Annotated in this window: 23 protein-coding genes and 1 tRNA gene; 4 read left to right on the top strand and 20 right to left on the bottom strand. The window is 60.2% G+C overall.

Features of this window, described 5'->3' with window-relative positions:
• Positions 1-159: 159 nt before the first annotated feature.
• Positions 160-1,593: an NAD-dependent succinate-semialdehyde dehydrogenase gene (locus tag ACPWMG_RS19370; protein WP_483301112.1), complete on the top strand. Its 1,434-nt coding sequence runs from the start codon at positions 160-162 to the stop codon at positions 1,591-1,593.
• Between the two features lie 52 nt (positions 1,594-1,645).
• Here the strand turns inward: ACPWMG_RS19370 and ACPWMG_RS19365 are convergent, their stop codons facing one another.
• Positions 1,646-2,983 carry a DUF2325 domain-containing protein gene (locus ACPWMG_RS19365; protein ID WP_483301111.1) on the bottom strand — a complete coding sequence of 446 codons (1,338 nt, stop codon included), beginning with the start codon at positions 2,981-2,983 and terminating at the stop codon, positions 1,646-1,648.
• A 107-nt stretch (positions 2,984-3,090) separates the two neighbouring features.
• Complete coding sequence (locus ACPWMG_RS19360) at positions 3,091-3,867, bottom strand: M24 family metallopeptidase (RefSeq protein WP_483301110.1); 777 nt, start codon at positions 3,865-3,867, stop codon at positions 3,091-3,093.
• A gap of 191 nt (positions 3,868-4,058) precedes the next feature.
• Between ACPWMG_RS19360 and ACPWMG_RS19355 the strand changes: the two genes are divergently transcribed.
• Positions 4,059-5,117: a tyrosine-type recombinase/integrase gene (locus ACPWMG_RS19355; protein ID WP_483301109.1), complete on the top strand. Its 1,059-nt coding sequence runs from the start codon at positions 4,059-4,061 to the stop codon at positions 5,115-5,117.
• Positions 5,118-5,193: 76 nt separating this feature from the next.
• Here the strand turns inward: ACPWMG_RS19355 and ACPWMG_RS19350 are convergent, their stop codons facing one another.
• The 10 genes from ACPWMG_RS19350 to ACPWMG_RS19305 all read right to left on the bottom strand — a co-directional run bounded on the left by ACPWMG_RS19350 (position 5,194) and on the right by ACPWMG_RS19305 (position 12,325).
• Entirely contained in the window at positions 5,194-5,715 is a 522-nt protein-coding gene (locus ACPWMG_RS19350) for a molybdopterin-dependent oxidoreductase (RefSeq protein ID WP_483301108.1), read from the bottom strand.
• Between the two features lie 350 nt (positions 5,716-6,065).
• On the bottom strand, positions 6,066-6,641 hold the full coding sequence (locus ACPWMG_RS19345; protein ID WP_483301107.1) for a recombinase family protein: 576 nt from the start codon (positions 6,639-6,641) through the stop codon (positions 6,066-6,068).
• Between the two features lie 32 nt (positions 6,642-6,673).
• Positions 6,674-7,627: a rolling circle replication-associated protein gene (locus ACPWMG_RS19340; RefSeq protein ID WP_483301106.1), complete on the bottom strand. Its 954-nt coding sequence runs from the start codon at positions 7,625-7,627 to the stop codon at positions 6,674-6,676.
• Between the two features lie 396 nt (positions 7,628-8,023).
• Positions 8,024-9,160 (bottom strand): zonular occludens toxin domain-containing protein, encoded by a 1,137-nt coding sequence (locus tag ACPWMG_RS19335; protein ID WP_483301105.1) that lies wholly within the window; start codon positions 9,158-9,160, stop codon positions 8,024-8,026.
• A complete protein-coding gene (locus ACPWMG_RS19330; protein WP_483301104.1) occupies positions 9,157-9,456 on the bottom strand; it encodes a DUF2523 domain-containing protein in 300 nt (99 codons plus the stop codon). Before ACPWMG_RS19330 ends, ACPWMG_RS19335 begins: the two co-directional genes overlap by 4 nt.
• Positions 9,457-9,459: 3 nt before the next feature.
• Complete coding sequence (locus ACPWMG_RS19325) at positions 9,460-10,767, bottom strand: hypothetical protein (RefSeq protein WP_483301103.1); 1,308 nt, start codon at positions 10,765-10,767, stop codon at positions 9,460-9,462.
• Between the two features lie 98 nt (positions 10,768-10,865).
• Positions 10,866-11,087, bottom strand: a complete 222-nt coding sequence (locus ACPWMG_RS19320; RefSeq protein WP_483301102.1) for a major capsid protein — start codon at positions 11,085-11,087, stop codon at positions 10,866-10,868.
• Positions 11,088-11,161: 74 nt separating this feature from the next.
• Positions 11,162-11,368, bottom strand: a complete 207-nt coding sequence (locus tag ACPWMG_RS19315) for a hypothetical protein (protein ID WP_483301101.1) — start codon at positions 11,366-11,368, stop codon at positions 11,162-11,164.
• Between the two features lie 106 nt (positions 11,369-11,474).
• Positions 11,475-11,804 carry a hypothetical protein gene (locus tag ACPWMG_RS19310; protein ID WP_483301100.1) on the bottom strand — a complete coding sequence of 110 codons (330 nt, stop codon included), beginning with the start codon at positions 11,802-11,804 and terminating at the stop codon, positions 11,475-11,477.
• A gap of 281 nt (positions 11,805-12,085) precedes the next feature.
• Positions 12,086-12,325 carry a hypothetical protein gene (locus ACPWMG_RS19305; RefSeq protein WP_483301099.1) on the bottom strand — a complete coding sequence of 80 codons (240 nt, stop codon included), beginning with the start codon at positions 12,323-12,325 and terminating at the stop codon, positions 12,086-12,088.
• A 184-nt stretch (positions 12,326-12,509) separates the two neighbouring features.
• On the opposite strand from ACPWMG_RS19305, the gene ACPWMG_RS19300 reads away from it, so the two are divergent.
• Positions 12,510-12,833: a hypothetical protein gene (locus ACPWMG_RS19300; protein WP_483301098.1), complete on the top strand. Its 324-nt coding sequence runs from the start codon at positions 12,510-12,512 to the stop codon at positions 12,831-12,833.
• Here the strand turns inward: ACPWMG_RS19300 and ACPWMG_RS19295 are convergent.
• The 8 genes from ACPWMG_RS19295 to ACPWMG_RS19260 all read right to left on the bottom strand — a co-directional run bounded on the left by ACPWMG_RS19295 (position 12,819) and on the right by ACPWMG_RS19260 (position 17,988).
• Positions 12,819-12,906 (bottom strand) — tRNA-Ser (locus ACPWMG_RS19295). The two genes, ACPWMG_RS19300 and ACPWMG_RS19295, sit on opposite strands and share 15 nt — an antisense overlap.
• A gap of 58 nt (positions 12,907-12,964) precedes the next feature.
• Positions 12,965-13,624, bottom strand: coding sequence for an urease accessory protein UreG (gene ureG, locus ACPWMG_RS19290; RefSeq protein ID WP_483301097.1), 660 nt, complete (start codon positions 13,622-13,624; stop codon positions 12,965-12,967).
• Between the two features lie 25 nt (positions 13,625-13,649).
• Positions 13,650-14,360, bottom strand: a complete 711-nt coding sequence (locus tag ACPWMG_RS19285) for an urease accessory protein UreF (protein ID WP_483301096.1) — start codon at positions 14,358-14,360, stop codon at positions 13,650-13,652.
• A complete protein-coding gene (ureE, locus tag ACPWMG_RS19280; protein WP_483301095.1) occupies positions 14,360-14,989 on the bottom strand; it encodes an urease accessory protein UreE in 630 nt (209 codons plus the stop codon). Before ureE ends, ACPWMG_RS19285 begins: the two co-directional genes overlap by 1 nt.
• A 4-nt stretch (positions 14,990-14,993) precedes the next feature.
• Positions 14,994-16,712 (bottom strand): urease subunit alpha, encoded by a 1,719-nt coding sequence (ureC, locus tag ACPWMG_RS19275; protein ID WP_483301094.1) that lies wholly within the window; start codon positions 16,710-16,712, stop codon positions 14,994-14,996.
• A 2-nt stretch (positions 16,713-16,714) separates the two neighbouring features.
• Positions 16,715-17,020: an urease subunit beta gene (locus ACPWMG_RS19270; protein ID WP_483301093.1), complete on the bottom strand. Its 306-nt coding sequence runs from the start codon at positions 17,018-17,020 to the stop codon at positions 16,715-16,717.
• Between the two features lie 12 nt (positions 17,021-17,032).
• Positions 17,033-17,629, bottom strand: a complete 597-nt coding sequence (locus ACPWMG_RS19265; protein WP_483301092.1) for a HupE/UreJ family protein — start codon at positions 17,627-17,629, stop codon at positions 17,033-17,035.
• Between the two features lie 56 nt (positions 17,630-17,685).
• Positions 17,686-17,988, bottom strand: coding sequence for an urease subunit gamma (locus ACPWMG_RS19260; protein ID WP_483301091.1), 303 nt, complete (start codon positions 17,986-17,988; stop codon positions 17,686-17,688).
• A gap of 116 nt (positions 17,989-18,104) precedes the next feature.
• On the opposite strand from ACPWMG_RS19260, the gene ACPWMG_RS19255 reads away from it, so the two are divergent.
• On the top strand, positions 18,105-21,692 hold the full coding sequence (locus tag ACPWMG_RS19255; protein WP_483301090.1) for an ATP-binding protein: 3,588 nt from the start codon (positions 18,105-18,107) through the stop codon (positions 21,690-21,692).
• Positions 21,693-21,698 lie beyond the last annotated feature (6 nt).

Genomic DNA, 21,698 nt, shown 5'->3' with positions numbered 1-21,698 from the left:
GCCTGCTGACTTGGTGCCTTGAGACGGCGTTGCGTTGTATCTGGCCAGATCGCGCGGGGGCTTGCAGTTACGTTGAATAATCGTTCAAAAGAATGCGCTTGTTCAAGCCAACTTTGAGCGGCCTAATGCAGCGCATCGTTCTTAGAAATTTGTTTACTTATGTCCACCTATCCTGATCTAAAGCTCTACATTGGCGGCCAATGGCGCACCACGGCTGAGACGCTGCCGGTACTGAATCCGTCAGACGAGTCGGTGATAGGGCGGCTGCCCATCGCCCGGCAAGCCGATCTCGACGATGCGTTGGCCGCCGCCGCGCATGGCTTGAAAATCTGGAGCCGCACTGCACCTCGCAAACGGGCCGAAATCATGCTGCGCGCCAGCGCGTTGCTGCGTGAGCGCAGCGAAGAGGTGGCCTTTGCCATCAGTTCGGAGCTTGGCAAACCCATTCAACAAGCGCGGCTCGAAGTGGTGCGTGGCTGCGAGTTCTTTGAGTGGGATGCGGGTGAGGCGCAACGCATGTATGGACGCGTCATCCCTAGCGAACCCGGCATCCGCTACATGACGGTGCGCCAACCGATAGGGATGGTCGCGGCGTTCTCACCCTGGAATTTTCCGATGAGCCAACCCGCGCGCAAAATCGCGGGCGCTTTGGCTGCGGGCTGTTCGATCATTCTGAAAGCGGCCGAAGAAACGCCAGGCGGGGCGATCCATATTGCCCGAGCCTTTCATGACGCAGGTTTACCGCCCGGTGTTTTGAATTTGGTGTTCGGACTTCCGTCTGAAATCTCTGATTATTTGATTCCCCAGGAGCAGACGCGGTTGATTGCCTTCACGGGCTCTACTGCTGTGGGACGGCATTTGACGGGTCTGGCCGCACAGCATGGCAAGTCTGTTCTTATGGAGCTGGGTGGCCATGCGCCGGTCATCGTCTGCGACGATGTGGACCCACGCCAAGCAGGCGTTCTGTCTGCGACACGCAAGGTGCGTAATGCCGGTCAGGTGTGCACCTCGCCAACACGCTTTTTTGTCCACGAAAAAATCTTCGATCGGTTTGTCGACGCTTTTGTCACGCGGGCCGTCGCGACGGTCGTAGGGCACGGCATCGCCGAAAGTACGGAGATGGGCCCTGTCGCAAACGCGCGGCGGCTCGACGCGCTGCAGGCCTTTGCCGACGATGCGGCGGCGCTTGGTGCGCGGGTCCTCACGGGTGGGCATCGGATTGGCAGGCAAGGATATTTCTTTGCACCGACGGTTTTGGCGGACGTACCCGATCGCGCGCGGGTGATGCGAGAAGAACCTTTCGGCCCTATGGCCATCATCAACCGCGTCAGTTCTTTGGAAGAGGCGATCACCAAAGCCAATGCGCTGCCGTTTGGCCTTGCCGCCTACGGCTTCACCCATTCTGCGGCGAATGTGGAGCAGATGATCGATGGCGTCGAGGCCGGCAACCTTTCGATCAACACGCTGGAAGCCTCGGTGGCCGAGACACCGTTTGGCGGTGTCAAAGCCAGTGGATTTGGCCGCGAAGGGGGTGAAGAGGGGCTATTCCATTACACCGTTGTCAAAACTGTTTCGCACAAGATGGCGATCTAAAGTGCCGAAGCAATGGCTCCTGCGTGGACCGCCATGTCGGGGCCCAAAATCACTATCCGTGCTTCAAACAGAAGCGAGATGGCGACCCGCTGCGAGCGGCCGTTGGTGCCACGGATAGGCGCGTGACCAGGGTGGCGAAGCTGGCTGCGCTGGCGGTTCGAACCGGGTGGAACGGCACCTGATGTTTGTCGCAAATACGCTTGAGGTTCGACATGGAATCGTGGTCGATGCAATCAACCGGAAAGACAACCATATCTGCACGCGGTAACGCAGTCGCCAGTAAACCCTTGCGGTCTTCGATGCCACCGTCGTGCACGACCAGTTCACCGCCTGCGGCTGCCACCATGGCCTTGATGGTTTGGTTGGAGCGTGGCCTTCCCCCCACATACACGATGCGGCGCATGGCGAGCAACGCGTGGTGCACCGCTTCTGGATCGTTGGGCTCGAAGTTTGCGGCAAGCTCGCTCTCTACAGCGTGCAGTTCCGCCTGAAGAGAGTCCACCAATACAAGGGCTTTGTCCAGTTGTGCCTGCATCGACTCTAGGTTGTTTTGGTGATCGTGTAGTGCGGCCTCGGCGCTTTCTCTCCGTTGCGTGTGATGGGCCAAGGCTTGGTCTTTGGTTTCGAGTTCCGCCCGCAACAGTTCGATACGCCCGGCCATCTCGACAACCCGGAGATCGCCGTTTGGGTTGGCACTTATCGATTTTTGAAGTGTTTGCGCGGCAAGCTGTTGACTGAGATCTTCGCGTTCGGCAATGACCTCTTGGAGGCGCTCCTGTTGCTGACCAAGTCTTTCCGTGAGCGCTGTGTTCTCTTGCTCGAGTTGTTGTAATCGCCGAATATCGGCGCGGTTCGCGGCGCCCACCAGGTGAGACAACATGTGGACATCGCCGAAAGCCAGTTTTCTGAGCTCATTGGTCGCATGCGGATGCGTCATCAAGGCCCAGTACGCGCCAGGAATGTCCCCACTGGCGAGCGACTCCACCCAAAAGCCGCGGAGAGTTTCCGCCTCTTTCACACGCTGCAAGCGCTTGACGGTGGCATCGTACCGGTCATCAAGCGCTTTATGGATCGCTTTCGCTCCCGCGCCGGCGTCGAAGGCCAGTTGCACTGCTTCGTGGTGTATGTCGAGATCGGTGGCCCGCGCCCGGTCTACGTCTGAAAAACGCGACACCAGTTTGCGTAGTATCGAGGTGCTGAGGCAGGTGCCAATGATGGAGCAGTGGAACTTGGTTTCCAATTCCGCAAGTTTGGCGCGTCGGCTAGGCGGAGTGCCTGATTTGGCTTCTGACTCCGTGCAGCACGAGGTGGCTTTGGGGCCGAGAATCGAGTCGCTGATGGAAACACCGGTCAGCAGGCCACCGACGAATCGAAAAGGGGGAGCGGTCATCTGGGAGCCTCACTTGGTTTGGCGCGTCATTGACCCCCAATATCGGTCAAGGAGAGCCATGTTCTTTGGTTTTCCGAAATATACATAAGAACATATCGAATTGTCTTTTAGACGTCTATTCCTACGGCATCAGAGATCAGAATGTCTTCGTAAAATGCGCCAAACGGACGCGTGGGATGGGCGATCTGAATTTCCAGAATCCAGAGACCCGTGTTGGGACAAAGGCCAAAATCGCCAAGGTTGCCAGCGCGGTAGATGGCATGGGGAAAATCGCAAACCCGATGTCCTTTGATGTCGAGGTTCAGTCGCCACCCCAAGGCCTCGGCGCGCTCTGCTGCAAACGCATACAGTGCATGGCCGCTGAGCCCATCCTGCCTCCAGCGGTCGCTGACTTCCTTCCACAGTGTGCGTGCTGCTTGCGCGCAGGCATGCATTGCTGGGTCGTCGCCCGTCACAAAAGTATCACCAGCGTCGCCTTCGTGGCCCGCCCAGACAGGGCCGATATCCACAAAGAAAATATCGTGCTCTCCCAAAATCCGCGCAGGGTCTGAGGGCTCCCGGAAGATCTTCAGTGTCCCTTCTCCGAAGCGAATGATGATGGGGTGCCAGTTGCGGTCCATGGCCATGCCTTTGAGCGTAGCGGCCGCGTGTTCAGTTGCCTGCTGCTCTGTCATGCCAGGCTGAATTCCAGCGGCGATGCGTTGTACGGCCTCCCAAGACTGTGCGCGGGCATGCTGCATGGCGGAGAGGGAGAACTTGGTACCGGTTGCTTCGCGGTCAGGCGTGTGTGTGGCTGTCATGGAAAATTTTGAAGGCTTTCGGATTGGACGGTTGTCATGCGAGACAAAAGGATCAATGGTGGCAAGAAGATGCGCTTGCTTCATATTTGATACCATCGTCATATTCTATTAAGCATAGCGAAGTGTTTTGAAAACGTTGCCTCAACAGGAAGGCAGTGAGACACAGTTGTTACCTGTTGCGGCAACGCCAGATGCCGGCGACGAACGCATTTATCCACGCCATGGCGTGACGCCCCGTGTGGCAGTCTTTCCAGGCTTAATCTCCATATCTGACCGTGTCCGAAATCGTCACCCTCGAGCGCTTGCAGTTGCCGCAACATCTGAACGGTAGTACTGGAAGCAACCGGGCAAAAGGACGAAACACGTTTGACGCAGTTGACGACTTAGCTGCGGTACGCGTTTGGCTCGACCGATTCACACAATCGGAGACAACCTTTGCGGGATACCGGAGGGAAGCTGAGCGCTTGCTTTTGTGGTGTGTCGAGCAGCAACACGTGGCCCTGTCTGCCCTTGAATGGGACGACTTCCTGGCTTACCAGAAGTTTTTGGCGAACCCACAACCGGCGCGTATCTGGGTGATGCCCAAGGGTCAAAAACCAATAAGAAGCTCGCCCGCGTGGCGGCCATTCGCGGGCCCTCTCAGCGCGCAAAGCATCAACCAGGCGATGTACAGCCTCAAGAGTCTCTTCAACTGGCTGGTTGATGTTGGTTACCTGATGCGTAATCCACTGGCGCCATATCGCCCCAAGGTATCTGGTTTGCCCACGCGCGTCGATCAGATTTTTCCGCAGGCCTATTGGACCGAAGTTCGCCGGACAATTGATTTGATGCCGGCGACGCAGCAGCGCGAAGCAACCTACGCCGCGCGTGCCCGTTGGCTCTTCTCGCTGCTCTACCTTGGCGGCTTGCGGGTGTCGGAAGTGTGTAGTTCGGTCATGGGCGGATTTTCCTTCCGAGGGCAGAATGGGCAGAAGGAGAGATGGTGGCTGGCGGTCACTGGCAATGGCGGCAAAACAAGGCAGGTGCCGGTCTCTGAAGAACTGATAACCGAGCTGATCCGGTACCGCCGCGCCGTGCGGCTACCACCGTTACCCACGGTGTTGGATCAAACCCCTTTGCTATTGCCCCTCGTGGGTGCCATCAAACCTCTGACGCCAACCGCTGTCCACGATACTCTCAGGTCTGTTCTGAAAGCCACGGCTGCAAGGCTGCGCGCGATTGACGATAACGCCGGTCCCGCGATGGCCTCTGAAATTGAGCGTGCTTCCACCCACTGGATTCGCAAGACGGAGGGTGCACCTGTCACTGAAGACCGACGTTTGCTGGCCGCATAGGAGTCTGAAAGCGCTGCGGCTTAAAGACCCCGTCACCAAACTTATCCACGGTGACCATGGGCGAGGCATCATGCCATCAGGGTTGTGCCCGGCGAAAGTCAATCGAGGAGAGCCATTTGACGTAGCGTGGTCCCGACCGGGTATCCCGGACCGAGATGAGCGCGATACCACCTTCGTCATCACCAAGCGGCGTACCGTCACGCAAGTAAACCAGTAGCGCACCGTCCCCAATCGGTGAAATGAATAGCTCAGCCCAAGTGAACAGGGCAAAGTAACCGTCGGTACTCTTCGCAAGCACATAGCTTTGGCGCAGCGTGTGATGTTCGGCCTCGATGGGTTTAGCGGCGGCTAGGACATCCTTCAGGAAGACGCCGGTGTACTTTCGAATGCTGTTGTCGGGCGCCTTGAAGTCCACAACCTGGCTTGGAAACCTCTGAAGATCGGCAATGCCGAGTGAAAGAGGTGACGCAACGGCGCCGGTCACGTTTACCACCTTGGATGGCAGCGGTGCCGCGATCGCGCCAGCGCTATGGCTCGTCATTGGAAGAAATGGTGCCGAGCCTATTGCCCGCAGGACCAGCCGTCTATTCATGTTCATATCCTGTCGCCGCTAAATAGCGCTGACTGAGCTAACCGTTTGACCGTATTTTGCCCGAGGCCTGCGGTGACACGATAGCGTCGAGCGCTGTGTGGAGCGGTTCAGGTCTTGATCGAGAGCGCTAGGGGCTTACAGCGCATTGCGGGTGCTGCCAGACCGGATAGCTGAGGAGCCGCGAGAGGATAAGTCTCACATGAAGCCGCCGCTAAAGCCGCTTGTCGCGCCATGCTTGACGCGTTTCCACCAGAGACAGATGAAGACCCTGAGGTCGTTGCCCGCCGATGGCGGAAGCGGTTCCTTACGCCAATGCGAAGACGTATAGCCCGGTTGTCCGGGCTATTTTTTTACCCCTATTTCAGACTGGAGTGCCCAGGCTTACGCACTCTGTAGACGGCCCGCTTAATGACCGAGTCGGACACCTCAAAGGCAAGGGCGAGCGACTTCAGTGTGTAGTCACCAGTCGCGTACATGCGCACCACATCGGCCTCAATTTCAGGAGGCAAGCTACGAGCCCTGCCACAGTGAACACCACGATCCTGAGCGGCACGTTGACCCGCTATAGAGCGCTCACGAATGATGCCCCTTTCGAGCTGGGCTACAGCACCCAAAATTTGAATCATGAACACGCCCATAGGAGAGCCGGTGTCGAGTGGCTCAGTGAGGCTTTTGATCTCCGCTCCCGACTCTTTAATCTCACTCAGTAGAGCAAGCAAATCCTGCAGCGAACGAGCCACACGGTCCAGCTTGTAGACGGTAAAAACATCACCGGGTTTGAGTGACGCAAGGCAGCGCCGCAACTCCGGGCGAGCCCCTACGGAGCTAGCCTTTTCTTGGAATATATGAGACACGCCAGCACGCTTTAGCGCGTCAATTTGCAGGTCGGTTTCTTGTTCTCGTGTCGATACACGTGCATAGCCAATAAGCATTCTTATTTCCCTTTAGTTGAGGGAAAAATCTATTAACCATGCGTCACCGCCGCACTGTCAGATTTAACAGGCCTCCCCCTATCAACACAGAGCCAAGTCGCATCCTTGTACTTGTTCAAACGATGCGAAATCAGCACATCACCTTCCCCCAGTTCGAAGCACACTGCGATAGCCTCAGCAAACGTGCAGCCACGCAGGTACATCACCTCAGACTTCGACACAACAGCGCCCACAGAGCGGCTGTAGCGGTTACTCCCAGGGGGGGAGGCCTCATAGTCTTTCATGATGTATTTAGAGACGTAAGCGGCCATCTTGGCCAAGCCACGATGCGCAGCGCGGCCACCAAAGCGCGACTTACCACCAACGAAGCACAAGCCGTTATCTTTTCCCACGATGGAGCGCCAAACCTTAGTGCCCAACTCCCAGGCCTTGACCTTAGTGCCCCTGAACGTGGCATGCGTGGGCAGCTTGTACGTGGCTAGATGCACGTGCATAGAGCCGCGATCCTGACGCTCAAAACTGGCGCAATAGCGAAAGCCAGGGAGAGCACGTTTCATACGCCGTACCCATTCCTTAAAGTGCTTTTTACACAGGTCCCGATCAAGCTGATTTTCGCGATACGTGAGCGTTAGAAGCTCGTCAAAGTTTTCTTGAATGATGGCCCTACGGCACTGCTGTTTGGCGCGTGTAGCCGCCTTTCTGAGCACATACAACCGATGCTCCTCAATCTCAGCCTCCACCTCCGCAATCATCTTTTCGACAAGCTTGCCGGGGGCACGCTCCCGAGACACCAGCAAGGCTGCTAAACGGCCCTCCAAGGTCTCTACCTCGGGTTTGTAATGGAAGCCATGGTCAGCGACCTCCTCCCACTTGGTAACAGGTTTAATCGACCGCTCAAGCACGCCATTGCGCTCCCAGGTGCGAATCTCAAACTCATCATCGACCCGATGGCCTTCCAACTCGATACCGAATACAATTTTTCGCATTGCAGCGCTCCTAAGTCTTAGCTGTGATCACGTCCCCGAACAGTTGGCGCTGTTGCGGGGATATTTTTTTAACCGGCTACGCCGGAGAAATCCGACCCGAAACGGGTGTGTGTTCCAAAGTGTTCTAGTAATAAATTAGCGGCGGCGCTGCGCGCCGCACGCGCTCCGCTTGCGTGCGTGCGCTGCAGAGCCCCCGCGTGGGCGATAGCAGGCAGCGAGGGGCCCGACAGCGCCATTTGCTTTTCATGGCACGAGGACGAGCCAGCAGCAGCGCAGCGCGGCCACGCGGTGAAACAGGAAGGTGCAGAGCGGTGCATTTGCGTGTGGATCAAACGTGAGAGGGTGTCGGCTGCTTCGCTGCCGTAAACGACCGGCGCGGCTGGCTATGCCGCGAATTCAGGAGGCACCAGACGCCGCCCGAGCGGGTTTTGGTGCGTTAGGGTCCGCGGGCCTCGGGAGTACCGCCTCGAACGGATGTGGACCCGCCTGCGCAGCCGTAGCCACCACAACAGGCGCAGCAGTTGCCAGCACTGGCGTGGCGGTTGCTGGACGGCCCGCGCTGGCATCAGCAAGGGCTTGGCCCCAATCCTTGAAATAACCGCCCGCCACGATCTGCTGACACACCGTCAGCGGCACCACCAAACGTGTGGCTTGCTGGCTGTAACACTGGCACCGATCCTTGGATTGGACGCAGGCCGCAGGGTATGGCACCTGCGTGGGCTTCGTGAGATCGTCATAGCGGGGCGCGGTTTGCGGAAAGCCCTCCAGGCGGGGACTGAACGACGCCACGTATTCGGCAGGCGTCATCACAGGTTTTGCACCGTCTGGCCCTGCCGCCATGGTGCGAGCGGGACCCGATGCCGGCGCCGTTTTAGCCGGATCCGATCCACCTTTCGGCGCGGTGTTTTTCATCAAGGCTTGCCAGCCGTAATAGCCAAGCACGGGGATGGCCACCACGCAGGCAACCAGCACTTTGACCTGAAACGGTATCTTGACTTTGGCGGTGTCGAGGGACGTGGACTGATACCAGCCGTAAACCTCTTTTGGATACGGCACCATCTTCACGGAGCCCGTCGCACCTGAGCCGTTTTTCTGCGGCTGATCCGTGACGGCGGGCCATTCGATCACCGACACCAGGGGTGCACCGCTGGCCCGCTTCAAGTGCTGGTGCCACCCAGGCGAGCCGATCAACCGACGCACAAACGCGTCGAGGTTCATTGGGTGCTGCGTGATCAAAAAGAAGTCGAAACCACGCCGCCGGTGTTCGGCCAATTGCTTGACGTACGGCGGCACTGGCGCACTGGCCGAACGCAGAGGGAAATCGTTGTGGCACTCATCAAACAGGAAGATCGCACCATCGGGGCAGGACTCCCAATCCTTGGCGTCGATCTTGGTCCAACCGAAATCAGCCAGCATTTCAAAGCGGCCGTTGTAGTAGACCGGACGCGATTCGGCGAGCGACTTCTCGCGCACATCGCGCAGGGTCAGCAGGGTTTTACCGGCGCCGTTAGCCCCTGTACGCAGGTAGATCATTTCTTCACCCAACTCTTGACGGTATCGCTCTGCATGCCTTGCAGCGTGAGCCGCACAAGCAGTGCCGACGCCACCATGCTGATGCAGGAGCCGACTTTCATCAGCGCCAGGATGCCGACCATTTCAGGGGGCAAGGACACCAGCGACGACACCGCGTTTTGCTTGAGCCAATCGAGCGTGATCGAAAAGCCGGTGTAGCTGATGACACCCATGCCCAATGCCGTCAACACACGCCCCACCAACGTGCCAATGACGTTGAGCAGAGCCCCCATGATTACCGCGCCAAGCCATGGCATAGATCACCCCCTAAAAACGATGCGCATGCAGAGCAGGAACGTCACGGCCTGCAACAAGATACCCAGGCGCGAAAGCCACGGGTTGACGTTTGAGAAGGGCAGCACCACAGAGCGCCCCCACACCTCGATTTGCAGGTCAGAGAGCCCAGCACCTGCGCCCAGCAATTCCGTCTGATCGAAGTTGCCCGCGCCGATGGCAACCGGAGCACTGGCGCCCAGCTTCTCCGTTTGATCACCGTCATTCGTGAGCCGTGCCGCGTTGTAAGCGCTCAACTCCGAACTATCGCTAGACGGCTTCGCCAACGAACAAGCCGCTTCAAACACGTAACGGGCTTGCGCACATTGCACAGCATCACCAGAGCACGCAGGAGCCGCGCCACACGACCCCGAGAAGCTGCCCACCGTGCACAGCTGTGATGCAGGGTTTTCAGCGCAAAAGGTAGCCTTGGGCTGTGTGGTCGACGTTGTGGCAGTACTGGTCCCACCGCCCGAATTCGTGGTTGTCGTCGTCGTGGTTGTGGTGCAAGTGGTGCCCGTACACGTCGTCTCCTTTCCGCTGCTACTGGAGCCGCTGCCCGTGCTGTTGCCCTCACCATCGGTGCTGGAACTGCTACCACTGGAACTACCACCAGAGGCAGAGGTAGTGCCAGGATCAACACACACCGTGACACCATTAACCGTGCCGGGCACCTTCCCGACAGCACACGGAGAGGGCGTCCCCGACGTGTCCGGCGAATCCACACAGGTCGTGCCATCACCGCTGAACGGCGGGTAGATGCAGGACTGCGCACTGCCGCCAGATGTGCCCGCCGAGCCCCCAAACCCTGCGCTGATCACATAGCCCGCGTAACAGGTTTTGAGCGAAGGCGCCCCGCTAAAACACAGCGGCGCACCGATCAAATTTAAACCGTCTGCGATCGCTTTGGCATTGTCGGCAGGTGTCGGCACAACGCAGGTATTACCGACCTGATTAGCCCCCGCGTTACAGACACACACCGAACCTTGCATGGTGCTGTTCATCGGGCACGACAGCACCGCAAAAATACCAGTGATCAAGCGCACACCGTTGCCGAGGTAGACGCACCCGCCGCTGGCCTCGGTCAATGTTTGGCTATCGATGGTGCAAGCGCCCCAATTGGTGGTGTTGTGGATCTTGGACAGCGTGCAGCGGATCACGCCAATCGCATCATTGCCCCCGCAACTCGAATCACCGTTGCGCCAATCGCTCACCGCAGGTGGGAAAGACGCGTGGCTGTCTACGTGCGCAAACAGCAGGAGCAACAGAAGGGCTACGCGGTAAAGATAAGCCATGCAGCCCCCAACACAGCAATGACGACGAATAGGCCCATGTCTTCCCCTCGGTTAGCAATGAGCCCCGGGCGTCCCCGAGGCGCATTAATCACCGTCGGTCAAGACAGAGCCGAGCGCACCCACTTGAACGCCTTGACGCCGACGTGCAGGATCAACACGGCAGCGCCGATCAAGGCGATAGGCGCAGCCTGCGCGCCAATGTCGGTCACCACCGCAGCGACGTCGATGGCTTCAGCGTGCGAGGCAGCAGCGGAGGCAGCGAGGCCAGAGACAACGGCCAGCTTAGGACCGTACTTGCGAGCTTGATTCATCAGTTTCATAGGAACCCTTTCGGTTTGGATTTGGGCCAACAGCGGCACCGGTAAGCCCCCAGCAGAGGCTTAACGCTGGCGTGTCAGTCATCGAACGAGGGAGGCTTTTCATCGACACGCATGGTGCGGATCAGCATGCGGATGCCGAAGCCGACCGCCCACACACCGAGCACGGCCAGGGCGATTTGCGCGCCCCCTAGCGTGTCGAGTTGCAGGGGCGGCAGGGACAGTTCATGCACCACCGTGACAGTGCACGCGCTGCTGCAATTGATCGCTGTGGGTTCAGCCACGCAGCGCCCCCCGGGCAATTGACTGAATCCAGGCCATCACCAAGACCCAGACAAACAGCACGCTGAAGAGCAGGCCGCTGGCGATCGCAAGATCGTCATACATGGCTTAGGCCTTGGCAGCAGCCGTAGGGGCCACGGGCTTTTCCGGCTGGAGGTGCACAACCATGGGCACGATGTCGCCCTTTTTCTCGCCGAAGTCGGACACCTGCAAGCCGTAGCCCACGCGGAAGATGCCCGTCACGCCGGGTTTTAGTTGATCGCGCAGTTCCGGCATGATTTCGCGGGAGCGCAAGGCACCCACAGTGATGACGCCACCGTTGTCATCCAGCACGATGCAGGAGGCCTTGAAGTGGGTGTATTCCTTGCCAGCCTTGCTGGTGCGATCTTCGTTTTCGACTGCGAGCACTTGGATACGAGAGGACAAAATTTGAGCCATGGATTGCTTTCTGAAGTTGATGTGAAGGCGAACGTGCGCCCGTGAACCCTGCTCGCAAGGCTCAAGGGGACACGCTCACTCGACATAACCAGCAGCACTCAAAAGCGCATCCCACCGCATCTGCGCACGCTCTAAGACGACCTGCCTATCACGCTCGCTCATGCCAGAGTCAGCGACGTTGTAGCCAACCAGCGCATGCACTAACGCTGAGTTGCCCGCAACGAAGATAGGCACGAGGACACGGGGCGAAGGGGTGCAGCCCACCGAGGGTGACTGCGCGCTCACAGCGACAACTCCAGTTGCTTGCAGGCGTTGATGTGCGAATACATCGCGAAGCCGCCGCACTTATGGTTCAGCTTCACCACGCCTTTTTTCGTGACGTTGGCAATGCGGTATTCCACGCCGGACTTAACGACGAGAGAACCGCGTTTGAGGGTGCAGCCCACCGAGGGTGACTCGGCCAATGAGCGACCATCGACTTTGTCTAGGTCCCCCGAGAGGGCTGCGTAAATCTGTTCCATGGGTTCGCTCCAGTGGTTGATTGATGACCAGTCGGCGGATATCTACCTTCCCAGGTACAGCGCTAACGCTTGTGTTGTCCGCTCACGCGGCATGACCGACAATTACTCACGAGCGGGAATTACTCATGTGTGAGTATTTATTCTACTCAGTTGTGAGTATCTGTAAAGCGAAGGAACGAGAAAAATGTCACTCAACGACACGATTGCAAAAGCGGCAGCGAACGCCGGAAGCCAGAAAGCCCTAGCCGAAATGATTGGAGTGAGCCCGCAAAATCTGAGCGACTACAAGCGCGGGAGACCCTGCGGATACCGCAAGCGCGCACAGATAGCGGCCATTGCAGGCGAGAGCCCGCTGCGTGCGTTGCTTGAGGGAATCAGTGAAGAGATGCGGGATGACATCCCACATGAGGCGGAAGCTAAGGCCGCTTTTCGCGCCATGCTTGACGCGTTTCCACCGGAGACAGATGAAGACCCTGAGGTCGTTGCCCGCCGATGGCGGAAGCGGTGAGATTCGAACTCACGAACCCTTGCGGGTTGCCGGTTTTCAAGACCGGTGCAATCGACCACTCTGCCACGCTTCCTAGCCTTCTATTCTAACCATGCCGAGCCGCTGTTTTGGCTCGGCACTGATTAGCGAGGTTAGGCTGCTTGCAGCATGCCTTTGGTTTCCAGAAAACGGATGACCTCTTCCAGGCCGGTTTGGGTCTTCAGGTTGGTCATCACGAATGGCTTCAAGCCTTGGGTGTTGGTGCGCATTCGGCGCGTGTCGGCTTCCATCACGGCCAGGTCGGCGCCCACGTAGGGGGCGAGGTCGGTTTTGTTGATGACGAACAGGTCGCTTTTGGTGATGCCGGGGCCGCCTTTGCGCGGGATTTTTTCGCCAGCGGCGACGTCGATCACGTAGATGGTGAGGTCGCTGAGTTCGGGGCTGAAGGTGGCGGCCAGGTTGTCGCCGCCGCTTTCCACAAACACCACGTCGGCGTTAGGAAAGTCGGTCAGCATGCGGTCGATGGCCTCTAAGTTGATGGACGCGTCTTCACGGATGGCTGTGTGCGGGCAGCCGCCGGTTTCGACGCCCATGATGCGCTCGGCGGGCAGGGCGCCGCTCACGGTCAGCAGGCGTTGGTCTTCCTTGGTGTAGATGTCATTGGTGATGGCGACCAGATCGTACTTGTCGCGCATGGCCTTGCACAGCATTTCCAGCAAGGTGGTTTTGCCCGAGCCAACGGGGCCGCCGATGCCGACGCGCAACGGAGGCAGTTTCTTGGTGCGGTTGGGGATGTGGTGGAGTGCGGACATGGTGAAGAAAAAAGTGAACGGTGGATCAGGAGCGGAACAGGCGAGAGTATTGCGTTTCGTGCTGGGACGACAAGATTGCCCACAGCGGCGAAAACGCCTGACGGTCTTCTTCGGGCAAGGCCATGCCTTGTTGCACGGCGTCTGGAATGGCTGCGGCCAGCTGCGCCAGGATGCGCTGGCCAGCGCTTTGCCCCAACGGCACGGCTTTGATGGCCGATTGCGTCATGTTCTCAGCCCAGCCGAAGGTGAAGGCCAGCAGGCCATCGCGCGCGCTGGCTTGTGTGCCCGCCACGGCCAATGCAAAAGCGATGGGGTAGGTGGGGTTGAACGTGGCGCATGCGGCAATCTGCTCGGCGCTGGCGGTGTGGTGGTTGCGCAGCCATTCGAGCAACGAGCGGCCCATCTGTTCGGTCTGGGCGCGCAGTTCGCTGGTTTCGCGCGTGGTGAGCACCCAGGTGTTGAGTTGCCGCAGCACTTCCACGTCGTCACGACGCCAAGCGTCGATGGCTTGCGCCATGACCGATAAATCGCTGCGCACCAGCGTGAGCTGCAGCTGGTCAACCAGCCAATCGGCGGCGCTGTGTTCGTCGTGCACAAAGCCTGATTCGACTGCAGCTTCCAGGCCTTCAGAGTACGAGAACCCGCCGACGGGCAATGCAGGAGATGCTAGCCAGATGAGTTGCAGCAGGCTGGCGGGTTGTAGCGATGCTGGCGTGGGTGTATCCGTGCCAGGCATTAGTGTGAATGGCCGTGGTCGTGCCCACACGCGGGGCCATGAACATGTCCGTTTTCATGCCCGTTTTCGTGCCCGTGGTCATGAGCATGATCGTGGCTATGTCCATGGTCATGGTGGTCATGCTTGTCGTGGGCATGCCCATGGCTGTGACCATGCCCATGGGCCGCACCACCGCCGTCTCCATAAGCACCGCTCTCCGGCTCAAACGCCTGCGCGGCTTCGTTGACGATGAGGTGCATGGCACGCAGCATGTCGGCGAGTACGTGGTCGGGTTCGATCTTCAGGTGGTCGGGCTTGAGTTCGATGGGCACGTGCCGGTTGCCCAAGTGGTAAGCGGCGCGCACCAGGTCGAATGGCGAGCCATGTTCGCTGCACGGCGTGATGACCAGCACGGGCTGCGGCGCGGCCACCACTTTGACAAACGAGCCGTCTTCGGCCACCAGCACATCGCCGCCGCGCACCACGGTGCCGCGTGGCAAAAAGATGCCGAGTTGGCGGCCTTGTGAATCGGTGGCGTCGAAGCGGCTTTTTTGCCGCACGTCCCAATCCAGTTCCACCGTGGCAGCACGTTTGAGTAATACCGAGGCCAAGCCTTGACCTTGCGGAATGCGTTTAGAAACTTGCAGCATGAAATCAGAATAAAAAGTAGCGTTGCGCCATCGGCAACTTGGTGGCCGGCTCGCAGGTGAGCAGCTGGCCGTCGGCACGCACAGTGTAAGTTTGCGCGTCGATTTCCATCTTGGGCAAATAGCTGTTGTGCACCATGTGTTGCTTGCGCACTTGGCGCACGTTCTTCACGGCGCTGAGGGTCTTGCGCAGGCCGAAGCGTTCGCCAATGTTGGCGTTGAGGCCGGCTTGCGACACAAAGGTCAACGAGCCGCGCGCCAGTGCGCCGCCAAACGCGCCAAACATCGGCCGGTAGTGCACCGGCTGCGGCGTGGGGATGGACGCATTCGGGTCGCCCATGGCGGCCATGGCGATGCTGCCACCCTTCAAAATCAGCGCAGGCTTCACGCCAAAAAACGCGGGCTTCCAGATCACCAGGTCGGCCCACTTGCCGACTTCAATGCTGCCCACTTCGTGGCTGATGCCGTGCGCAATGGCCGGGTTGATGGTGTATTTGGAGATGTAGCGTTTGGCGCGGAAGTTGTCGTGGCGGCTGCTGTCTTCTGGCAACGTGCCGCGTTGCTGCTTCATCTTGTCGGCCGTTTGCCAGGTGCGCAAAATCACCTCGCCCACACGGCCCATGGCCTGCGAGTCGCTGGACATCATGCTGATGGCGCCCATATCGTGCAGGATGTCTTCGGCGGCAATCGTTTCCTTGCGGATGCGGCTCTCGGCAAAGGCCAAGTCTTCAGCAATGGCCGGGTCGAGGTGGTGGCACACCATCAACATGTCGACGTGTTCGTCGAGCGTGTTCACGGTGTAGGGCATGGTGGGGTTGGTGCTGGATGGCAGGAAGTTTTCTTCTCCCACGACGCGCAAGATGTCGGGGGCGTGGCCGCCACCCGCGCCTTCGGTGTGGAAGGCACACAGGCCACGGCCCTTGGTGGCTGCCATGGTGTCTTCAACGAAGCCGCTCTCGTTCAGCGTGTCGGAGTGGATGGCGACCTGGGTGTCGGTCTCGTCCGCCACGTCCAGGCAGTTGCTGATGGCCGAAGGCGTGGTGCCCCAGTCTTCGTGCAGCTTCAGGCCGATGACACCGGCGTTGATTTGTTCATGCAGCGCATCGGGCAGGCTGGCGTTGCCCTTGCCCAAAAAGCCGAGGTTCATGGGGAAGGCATCTGCGGCTTGCAGCATGCGTTCGATGTTCCAGGGACCGGGTGTGCAGGTGGTGGCAAACGTGCCAGTGGCCGGGCCGGTGCCGCCGCCGAGCATGGTGGTTACGCCCGAGGCCAGGGCCTCCTCAATCTGCTGTGGGCAGATGAAGTGGATGTGGCTGTCGATGCCGCCTGCGGTGACGATGTTGCCTTCGCAACTGATGATCTCGGTGCCAGGGCCGATGACGATGTCCACACCGGGTTGCACGTCGGGGTTGCCTGCCTTGCCGATGGCCACGATGCGCCCGCCCATCAGGCCGATGTCGGCCTTGACGATGCCCCAGTGGTCGAGGATCAGCGCGTTGGTCAGCACACAATCTGCGGCACCTTGTGCGTTGGTGATCTGCGACTGCGCCATGCCGTCGCGAATGGTTTTGCCGCCGCCAAACTTCACCTCTTCGCCATACGCGCCCGCGCGCAGGGTGTAGTCGGCCTCGACTTCAATCATCAGGTTGGTGTCGGCCAGGCGCACCCGGTCGCCCACGGTGGGGCCAAAGATTTCCGCGTACGCGCGGCGTCCGATCGTTGCCATGTTTAGAGTTTTCCTTGTGTCAGGCCACGGAAACCGTAGACGGTGCGTGCGCCGGAATAGTCCACCAATTCAACCGTGCGTTGCTGGCCGGGCTCGAATCGCACGGCCGAGCCCGAGGCGATGTTCAAGCGCATGCCTTGTGCAGCGGCGCGGTCAAAGCCGAGTGCGGCGTTGGTTTCAGCAAAGTGGTAGTGCGAGCCGACTTGGATGGGCCGGTCTGCCGTGTTTTGCACCACCAGTGTCAGCGTGCGCCGGTCGGTGTTCAGCGGGTGCTCGCCTTCGTCAATCAACAGTTCACCTGGAATCATGACGGTGTCCTCTTAGATCATTTGCAGCAAGAACACACCGCCCAGCAGCGTGATGGCGGCACCCGTGGCGCGGGGCCACCATTGGCTGCGCGTGCGCAGCGCCAGGCCGAGTGCCACGCCGGTGAGGTGCAGCGCGATGGTGCTCAGCAGCATGCCGGCCAAGGGGGCGAAGGCACTGGAGGCGCCAGCCAATTCAGCACCGTGCGCCACACCGTGGAACACCGCAAACGCACCCACCAAACCGGCGGCCAACGCGGCCGGCATACGCGCTTGCGTGGCCACCATCAAGCCCAGCACCAGCAGCGAGGCGGCAATCATCGGCTCCACGGCTGGCATGTTGACACCGGCCAAACCCATCAACGCGCCGACCAGCAGCATGCCGGCAAACGCGAGCGGCGCCGTCCACACGCGGCGGGCGCTCAGGGCGCTCCAAAGGCCCACGGCCAGCATCGCGGCCAGGTGATCCAGGCCGGTCAGCGGGTGCAACAGGCCGTCCATGAAGGCGATGTGGGTGTGGGCACCAACATCTGCGCCTGTATGGGCCATGGCGCCCGTGGCTGTTGCAGCGGCAGCTAGCAAAATGAGTGTGTTCTTGATGTTCTTGCGCATGGTGTTTCGGGGCTGAAGTAAGTTGAACAAGGGGGTGCCGATGCATCGGCGCATCTTCAAACTATCGGTTGATGGACTGTGACGAGCTTGGTGCCATCGGGGAACGTTGCTTCCACCTGGATGTCCGGAATCATCTCGGCAATGCCGTCCATCACGTCCGCGCGGGTCAGCACGTTGCGGCCTTCGCTCATCAGCGTGGCCACAGTCTTGCCGTCGCGCGCACCTTCCATCACGGCCGCCGAGATCAGCGCTACCGCTTCGGGGTAGTTGAGTTTGAGGCCGCGGGCCTTGCGGCGCTCGGCCAGCAGGGCGGCGGTGAAGATGAGCAGCTTGTCTTTTTCGCGTGGCGTGAGTTCCATGGGTCTTAATGCTTTAGATGCGTTGCGTGTTTCAGTAGCGTTTCATTCTGACGCAATACCCGTGCCGAGGCCAAGCGCCTGTCCAGGCAATGGCATGAAAGCTGCACCATGCTGGGGTGCACACGCCTCCTATTCCCTCTCCCGAATCCCCGTCCGAGCGGCCCGCGCTCGTCGATGCGCCGCAGCAAGTGGTGAAGATCCGCCGCGACTACAACAGTTGGGTGGCCAGTGAGACCATGGAAGACTACGCGCTGCGCTTCACCGCCCAGCGCTCGCGGCGTTGGTCTGAATGGCGTGTGGCCAACACCGCGTTTGGCGCAGCCTCGTTCCTGATTCTGGAAGCCGTGGGCGCTACGCTGCTGGTACAGTACGGCTTTGTCAACGCCTTCTGGGCCATCCTGGCCACCGGGCTCATCATCTTTCTGGCCGGGCTGCCCATCAGCATCTACGCCGCGCGCTACGGTGTGGACATGGACTTGCTTACGCGCGGCGCGGGCTTTGGCTACATCGGCTCCACGCTCACGTCGCTGATCTACGCGTCGTTCACGTTCATCTTCTTCGCACTAGAGGCGGCGGTGATGGCCTACGCGCTCGATTTGGCGTTGGGCATTCCGCCAGCCTGGGGTTACCTCATCTGCGCGGTGGTGGTGATTCCGTTGGTGACCTACGGTGTGTCCGTCATCAGCCGCCTGCAGGTGTGGACGCAGCCGATCTGGCTGGTGATGCTGATCGTGCCGTTTGTCTACGTGGGCATGCGCGATCCCGGTGCGTTCTCTGAAGTTTTGCACTATGTTGGTGATCGCTCCAAAACCAGTGGCTTCGATTTGCTTTCATTTGGTGCATCGTTAACCGTAGGCATTGCACTCATCACCCAAATGGGGGAACAGGCCGACTACCTTCGCTTCATGCCGGTGCGCACTGAGGCGACCAAGGGCCGCTGGTGGCTCGGCGTGCTGGCCGGTGGGCCGGGCTGGGTGATCTTGGGCGTGTTGAAGATGTTGGGGGGCGCCTTGCTGGCCTACCTGGCCATCAGCCGCATGGTGCCGATTGAGCGGGCGGTCGACCCGAACCAGATGTACCTGGCGGCCTACGAGTACGTGTTTCCCAAATACGGTTGGGCGGTGGCGGCCACGGCCATCTTCGTGGTGTTATCGCAGTTGAAGATCAACGTCACCAACGCCTATGCGGGGTCGCTGGCGTGGTCGAACTTCTTCTCGCGCATCACCCATAGCCACCCGGGGCGTGTGGTGTGGGTGCTGTTCAACACGCTCATCGCCTTCATGTTGATGGAGATGAATGTGTTTGAGGCGCTGGGCGATGTGCTGGGGCTGTACTCCAACATTGCCATCGCCTGGATGATGGCCGTGGTGGCCGATTTGGTCATCAACAAGCCGCTGGGCTTGTCGCCACCGGGCATTGAATTCAAGCGCGCTTATCTGTATGACATCAACCCCGTGGGCGTGGGCGCCATGGGTTTGGCGTCTACCTTGTCGGTGCTGTCGTACCTGGGGTTTTTTGGCGCGGGCGCGCAGGCGTTCTCGGCGGTGATTGCGTTGGGCACGGCATTGATGGCTTCGCCGCTGATCGCCTGGTGGACGAAGGGGCGCTACTACATCGCTCGCGGGCCGCAGGTCGATTGGCTTGAGTACTCAGCACATGCTGTCCATGCGGCGAAATCAGTGCCCACGCGCGAAGAGGGCCGCAATCTGCGTGAAGTGCTGCAGCGCTGCGTGATTTGCGAACGCAGCTACGAGGGGCCCGACATGGCCCAATGCCCCGCGTACAAAGGCCCCATCTGCTCGCTGTGCTGCACGCTTGACGCGCGCTGTGGCGACCTGTGCAAACCGCACGCCGCGCTATCGGTGCAATGGGCTGCCACGTTGCGTTGGCTGTTACCCCGGCGCATCTGGCCGTACCTCGACACCGGCTTGGGCCACTTTTTATTGCTGATGCTGGTGGTGGTGCCGCTGCTGGCCACGGTGTTTGGCCTGCTGTACTTTCAAGAACTGCGCTCGTTGGCTACCGTGGTGGCCAACGCCGACATTCTGGATGCGCTGGGCGACGCGCTGCGTGCCGGTTTTATGAAGGCCTACATGGCGCTGCTGGTGGGCGCGGGCATTGTGGCCTGGTGGCTGGTGCTGGCGCACAACAGTCGGCAGGTGGCGCAAGAAGAATCGAACCGGCAAACCCATTTGCTGCAGCGCGAAATTGAACTCCACCGCCAGACCGACCAAGCCCTGCAAGACGCCCGCCTGGCGGCCGACCGCGCGCGCCAGGCCGCCGACCAGGCCAACCAGGCCAAGAGCCGCTACATCAGCGCCATCAGCCACGAGTTGCGCACGCCGCTCAACAGCATCTTGGGCTACGCGCAACTCATGGGCCAAGACGCCACCGTGCCGCCGCACCGCCAGCAGGCCGTGAGCGTGATCCGTCGGGGCGGCGAGCATTTGTTGTCGCTGATCGAAGGCACGCTTGACATCGCCTACATCGAAAGCGGCAAGCTCACGCTCAACGTCAAGCCCATGCGCTTTGCGGACACCATGCACGAGATGTGCGACATGTTTGAGTCCCAAGCGCGCGCCAAGGGGCTGGCGTTTGAGTTCGAGCCCAAAGAGGTGTTGCCCGAGGTGGTGCGTGCCGATGAAAAACGCGTGCGGCAGATTCTCATCAACCTGCTGGGCAACGCGATCAAGTTCACCAGCCAGGGCTCGGTGCGGCTGCGCGTGCAATACGCGCGCGAGCTGGCGCTGATCGAGATTGAAGACTCCGGCCCCGGCATGTCGACGCAAGAGCTGGCGGGCATTTTTGAGCCGTTTGCACGCGGCAGTGCCAGCGCGCAGTCCAGCAGCGGGTCGGGTGGCGCGGGCTTGGGGCTGACCATCGCCAAGATGCTCACCGACTTGATGGGCGGCGAGATGACGGTGGCCAGCACACCGGGCGTGGGCTCGGTGTTTCGCATCAAACTCTTTCTGCCCGAGTTGCACCCGGGAACGATTGGCCCGCGCTTGTCGGCCTCGGCTCCACAACCACCACGGCGCGGCTACCTGGGCGAGCGGCGCACCGTGCTGGTGGTCGACAACGAAGAGCCCGACCGCGAGCTGCTGGTGCAGTTGCTGGCGCCGCTCGGTTTTGAGTTGCGCACCGCCGCCAGCGGCCACGACTCGCTGGATCTACTAGCCGCCGGTGTGCGGCCCGACGTGGTGCTGATGGACTTGGCCATGCCCGGCATCGACGGCTGGGAAACCATCCGCCGCCTGCGTGCCGCCGGCCTGACCGAGGCCCGCGTCGCCATCGTCTCGGCCAATGCTTTCGACAAGGCGCTGGAGAACGACGTGGGCATTCGCCCGGAAGACTTTTTGGTCAAGCCCGTGCGCCACAGCGAGTTGCTCGACTGGCTGGAGCGCCGCCTTGGATTGCAATGGACACAAGAGGCGGCCCCCACAGAAGACACGCCGAGCCCCGCACCAGCAGCACGCGAAATCGTGCGCATCTGGCCCGCCCCCGAGCACCTGCAGGCCCTGAGCGAAGCCGTGCAACTGGGCTACTACCGTGGCGTGCTCAACCACCTCGGTGCCATCGAGGCTGCCCAACCCGAGTGCGCGGTGCTGGTGCATGAACTGCGTGAACTGGCGCGACAATTCCAATTCGAAACCATCGGCCGCCTGCTGGCCGAGGCTTCTCCCCAATCCACAGCGCAGCGCTAGTCTCAC

Origin of the sequence: Hydrophilobacter chitinilyticus (genome assembly GCF_049860745.1) — a bacterium.
GTDB lineage: Bacteria > Pseudomonadota > Gammaproteobacteria > Burkholderiales > Burkholderiaceae_C > Rhodoferax_B.
This window is presented reverse-complemented; position numbering and strand designations above follow the sequence as displayed.

Bases quoted from the DNA above. Each gene is read 5' to 3' on its own strand.
- ACPWMG_RS19370 (WP_483301112.1), top strand. From the start codon at position 160: ATGTCCACCTATCCTGATCTAAAGCTCTACATTGGCGGCCAATGGCGC.
- ACPWMG_RS19365 (WP_483301111.1), bottom strand. From the start codon at position 2,983: ATGACCGCTCCCCCTTTTCGATTCGTCGGTGGCCTGCTGACCGGTGTT.
- ACPWMG_RS19360 (WP_483301110.1), bottom strand. From the start codon at position 3,867: ATGAAGCAAGCGCATCTTCTTGCCACCATTGATCCTTTTGTCTCGCAT.
- ACPWMG_RS19350 (WP_483301108.1), bottom strand. From the start codon at position 5,715: ATGAACATGAATAGACGGCTGGTCCTGCGGGCAATAGGCTCGGCACCA.
- ACPWMG_RS19345 (WP_483301107.1), bottom strand. From the start codon at position 6,641: ATGCTTATTGGCTATGCACGTGTATCGACACGAGAACAAGAAACCGAC.
- ACPWMG_RS19340 (WP_483301106.1), bottom strand. From the start codon at position 7,627: ATGCGAAAAATTGTATTCGGTATCGAGTTGGAAGGCCATCGGGTCGAT.
- ACPWMG_RS19335 (WP_483301105.1), bottom strand. From the start codon at position 9,160: ATGATCTACCTGCGTACAGGGGCTAACGGCGCCGGTAAAACCCTGCTG.
- ACPWMG_RS19330 (WP_483301104.1), bottom strand. From the start codon at position 9,456: ATGCCATGGCTTGGCGCGGTAATCATGGGGGCTCTGCTCAACGTCATT.
- ACPWMG_RS19325 (WP_483301103.1), bottom strand. From the start codon at position 10,767: ATGGCTTATCTTTACCGCGTAGCCCTTCTGTTGCTCCTGCTGTTTGCG.
- ACPWMG_RS19320 (WP_483301102.1), bottom strand. From the start codon at position 11,087: ATGAAACTGATGAATCAAGCTCGCAAGTACGGTCCTAAGCTGGCCGTT.
- ACPWMG_RS19310 (WP_483301100.1), bottom strand. From the start codon at position 11,804: ATGGCTCAAATTTTGTCCTCTCGTATCCAAGTGCTCGCAGTCGAAAAC.
- ACPWMG_RS19305 (WP_483301099.1), bottom strand. From the start codon at position 12,325: ATGGAACAGATTTACGCAGCCCTCTCGGGGGACCTAGACAAAGTCGAT.
- ACPWMG_RS19300 (WP_483301098.1), top strand. From the start codon at position 12,510: ATGTCACTCAACGACACGATTGCAAAAGCGGCAGCGAACGCCGGAAGC.
- ureG (WP_483301097.1), bottom strand. From the start codon at position 13,624: ATGTCCGCACTCCACCACATCCCCAACCGCACCAAGAAACTGCCTCCG.
- ACPWMG_RS19285 (WP_483301096.1), bottom strand. From the start codon at position 14,360: ATGCCTGGCACGGATACACCCACGCCAGCATCGCTACAACCCGCCAGC.
- ureE (WP_483301095.1), bottom strand. From the start codon at position 14,989: ATGCTGCAAGTTTCTAAACGCATTCCGCAAGGTCAAGGCTTGGCCTCG.
- ureC (WP_483301094.1), bottom strand. From the start codon at position 16,712: ATGGCAACGATCGGACGCCGCGCGTACGCGGAAATCTTTGGCCCCACC.
- ACPWMG_RS19270 (WP_483301093.1), bottom strand. From the start codon at position 17,020: ATGATTCCAGGTGAACTGTTGATTGACGAAGGCGAGCACCCGCTGAAC.
- ACPWMG_RS19265 (WP_483301092.1), bottom strand. From the start codon at position 17,629: ATGCGCAAGAACATCAAGAACACACTCATTTTGCTAGCTGCCGCTGCA.
- ACPWMG_RS19260 (WP_483301091.1), bottom strand. From the start codon at position 17,988: ATGGAACTCACGCCACGCGAAAAAGACAAGCTGCTCATCTTCACCGCC.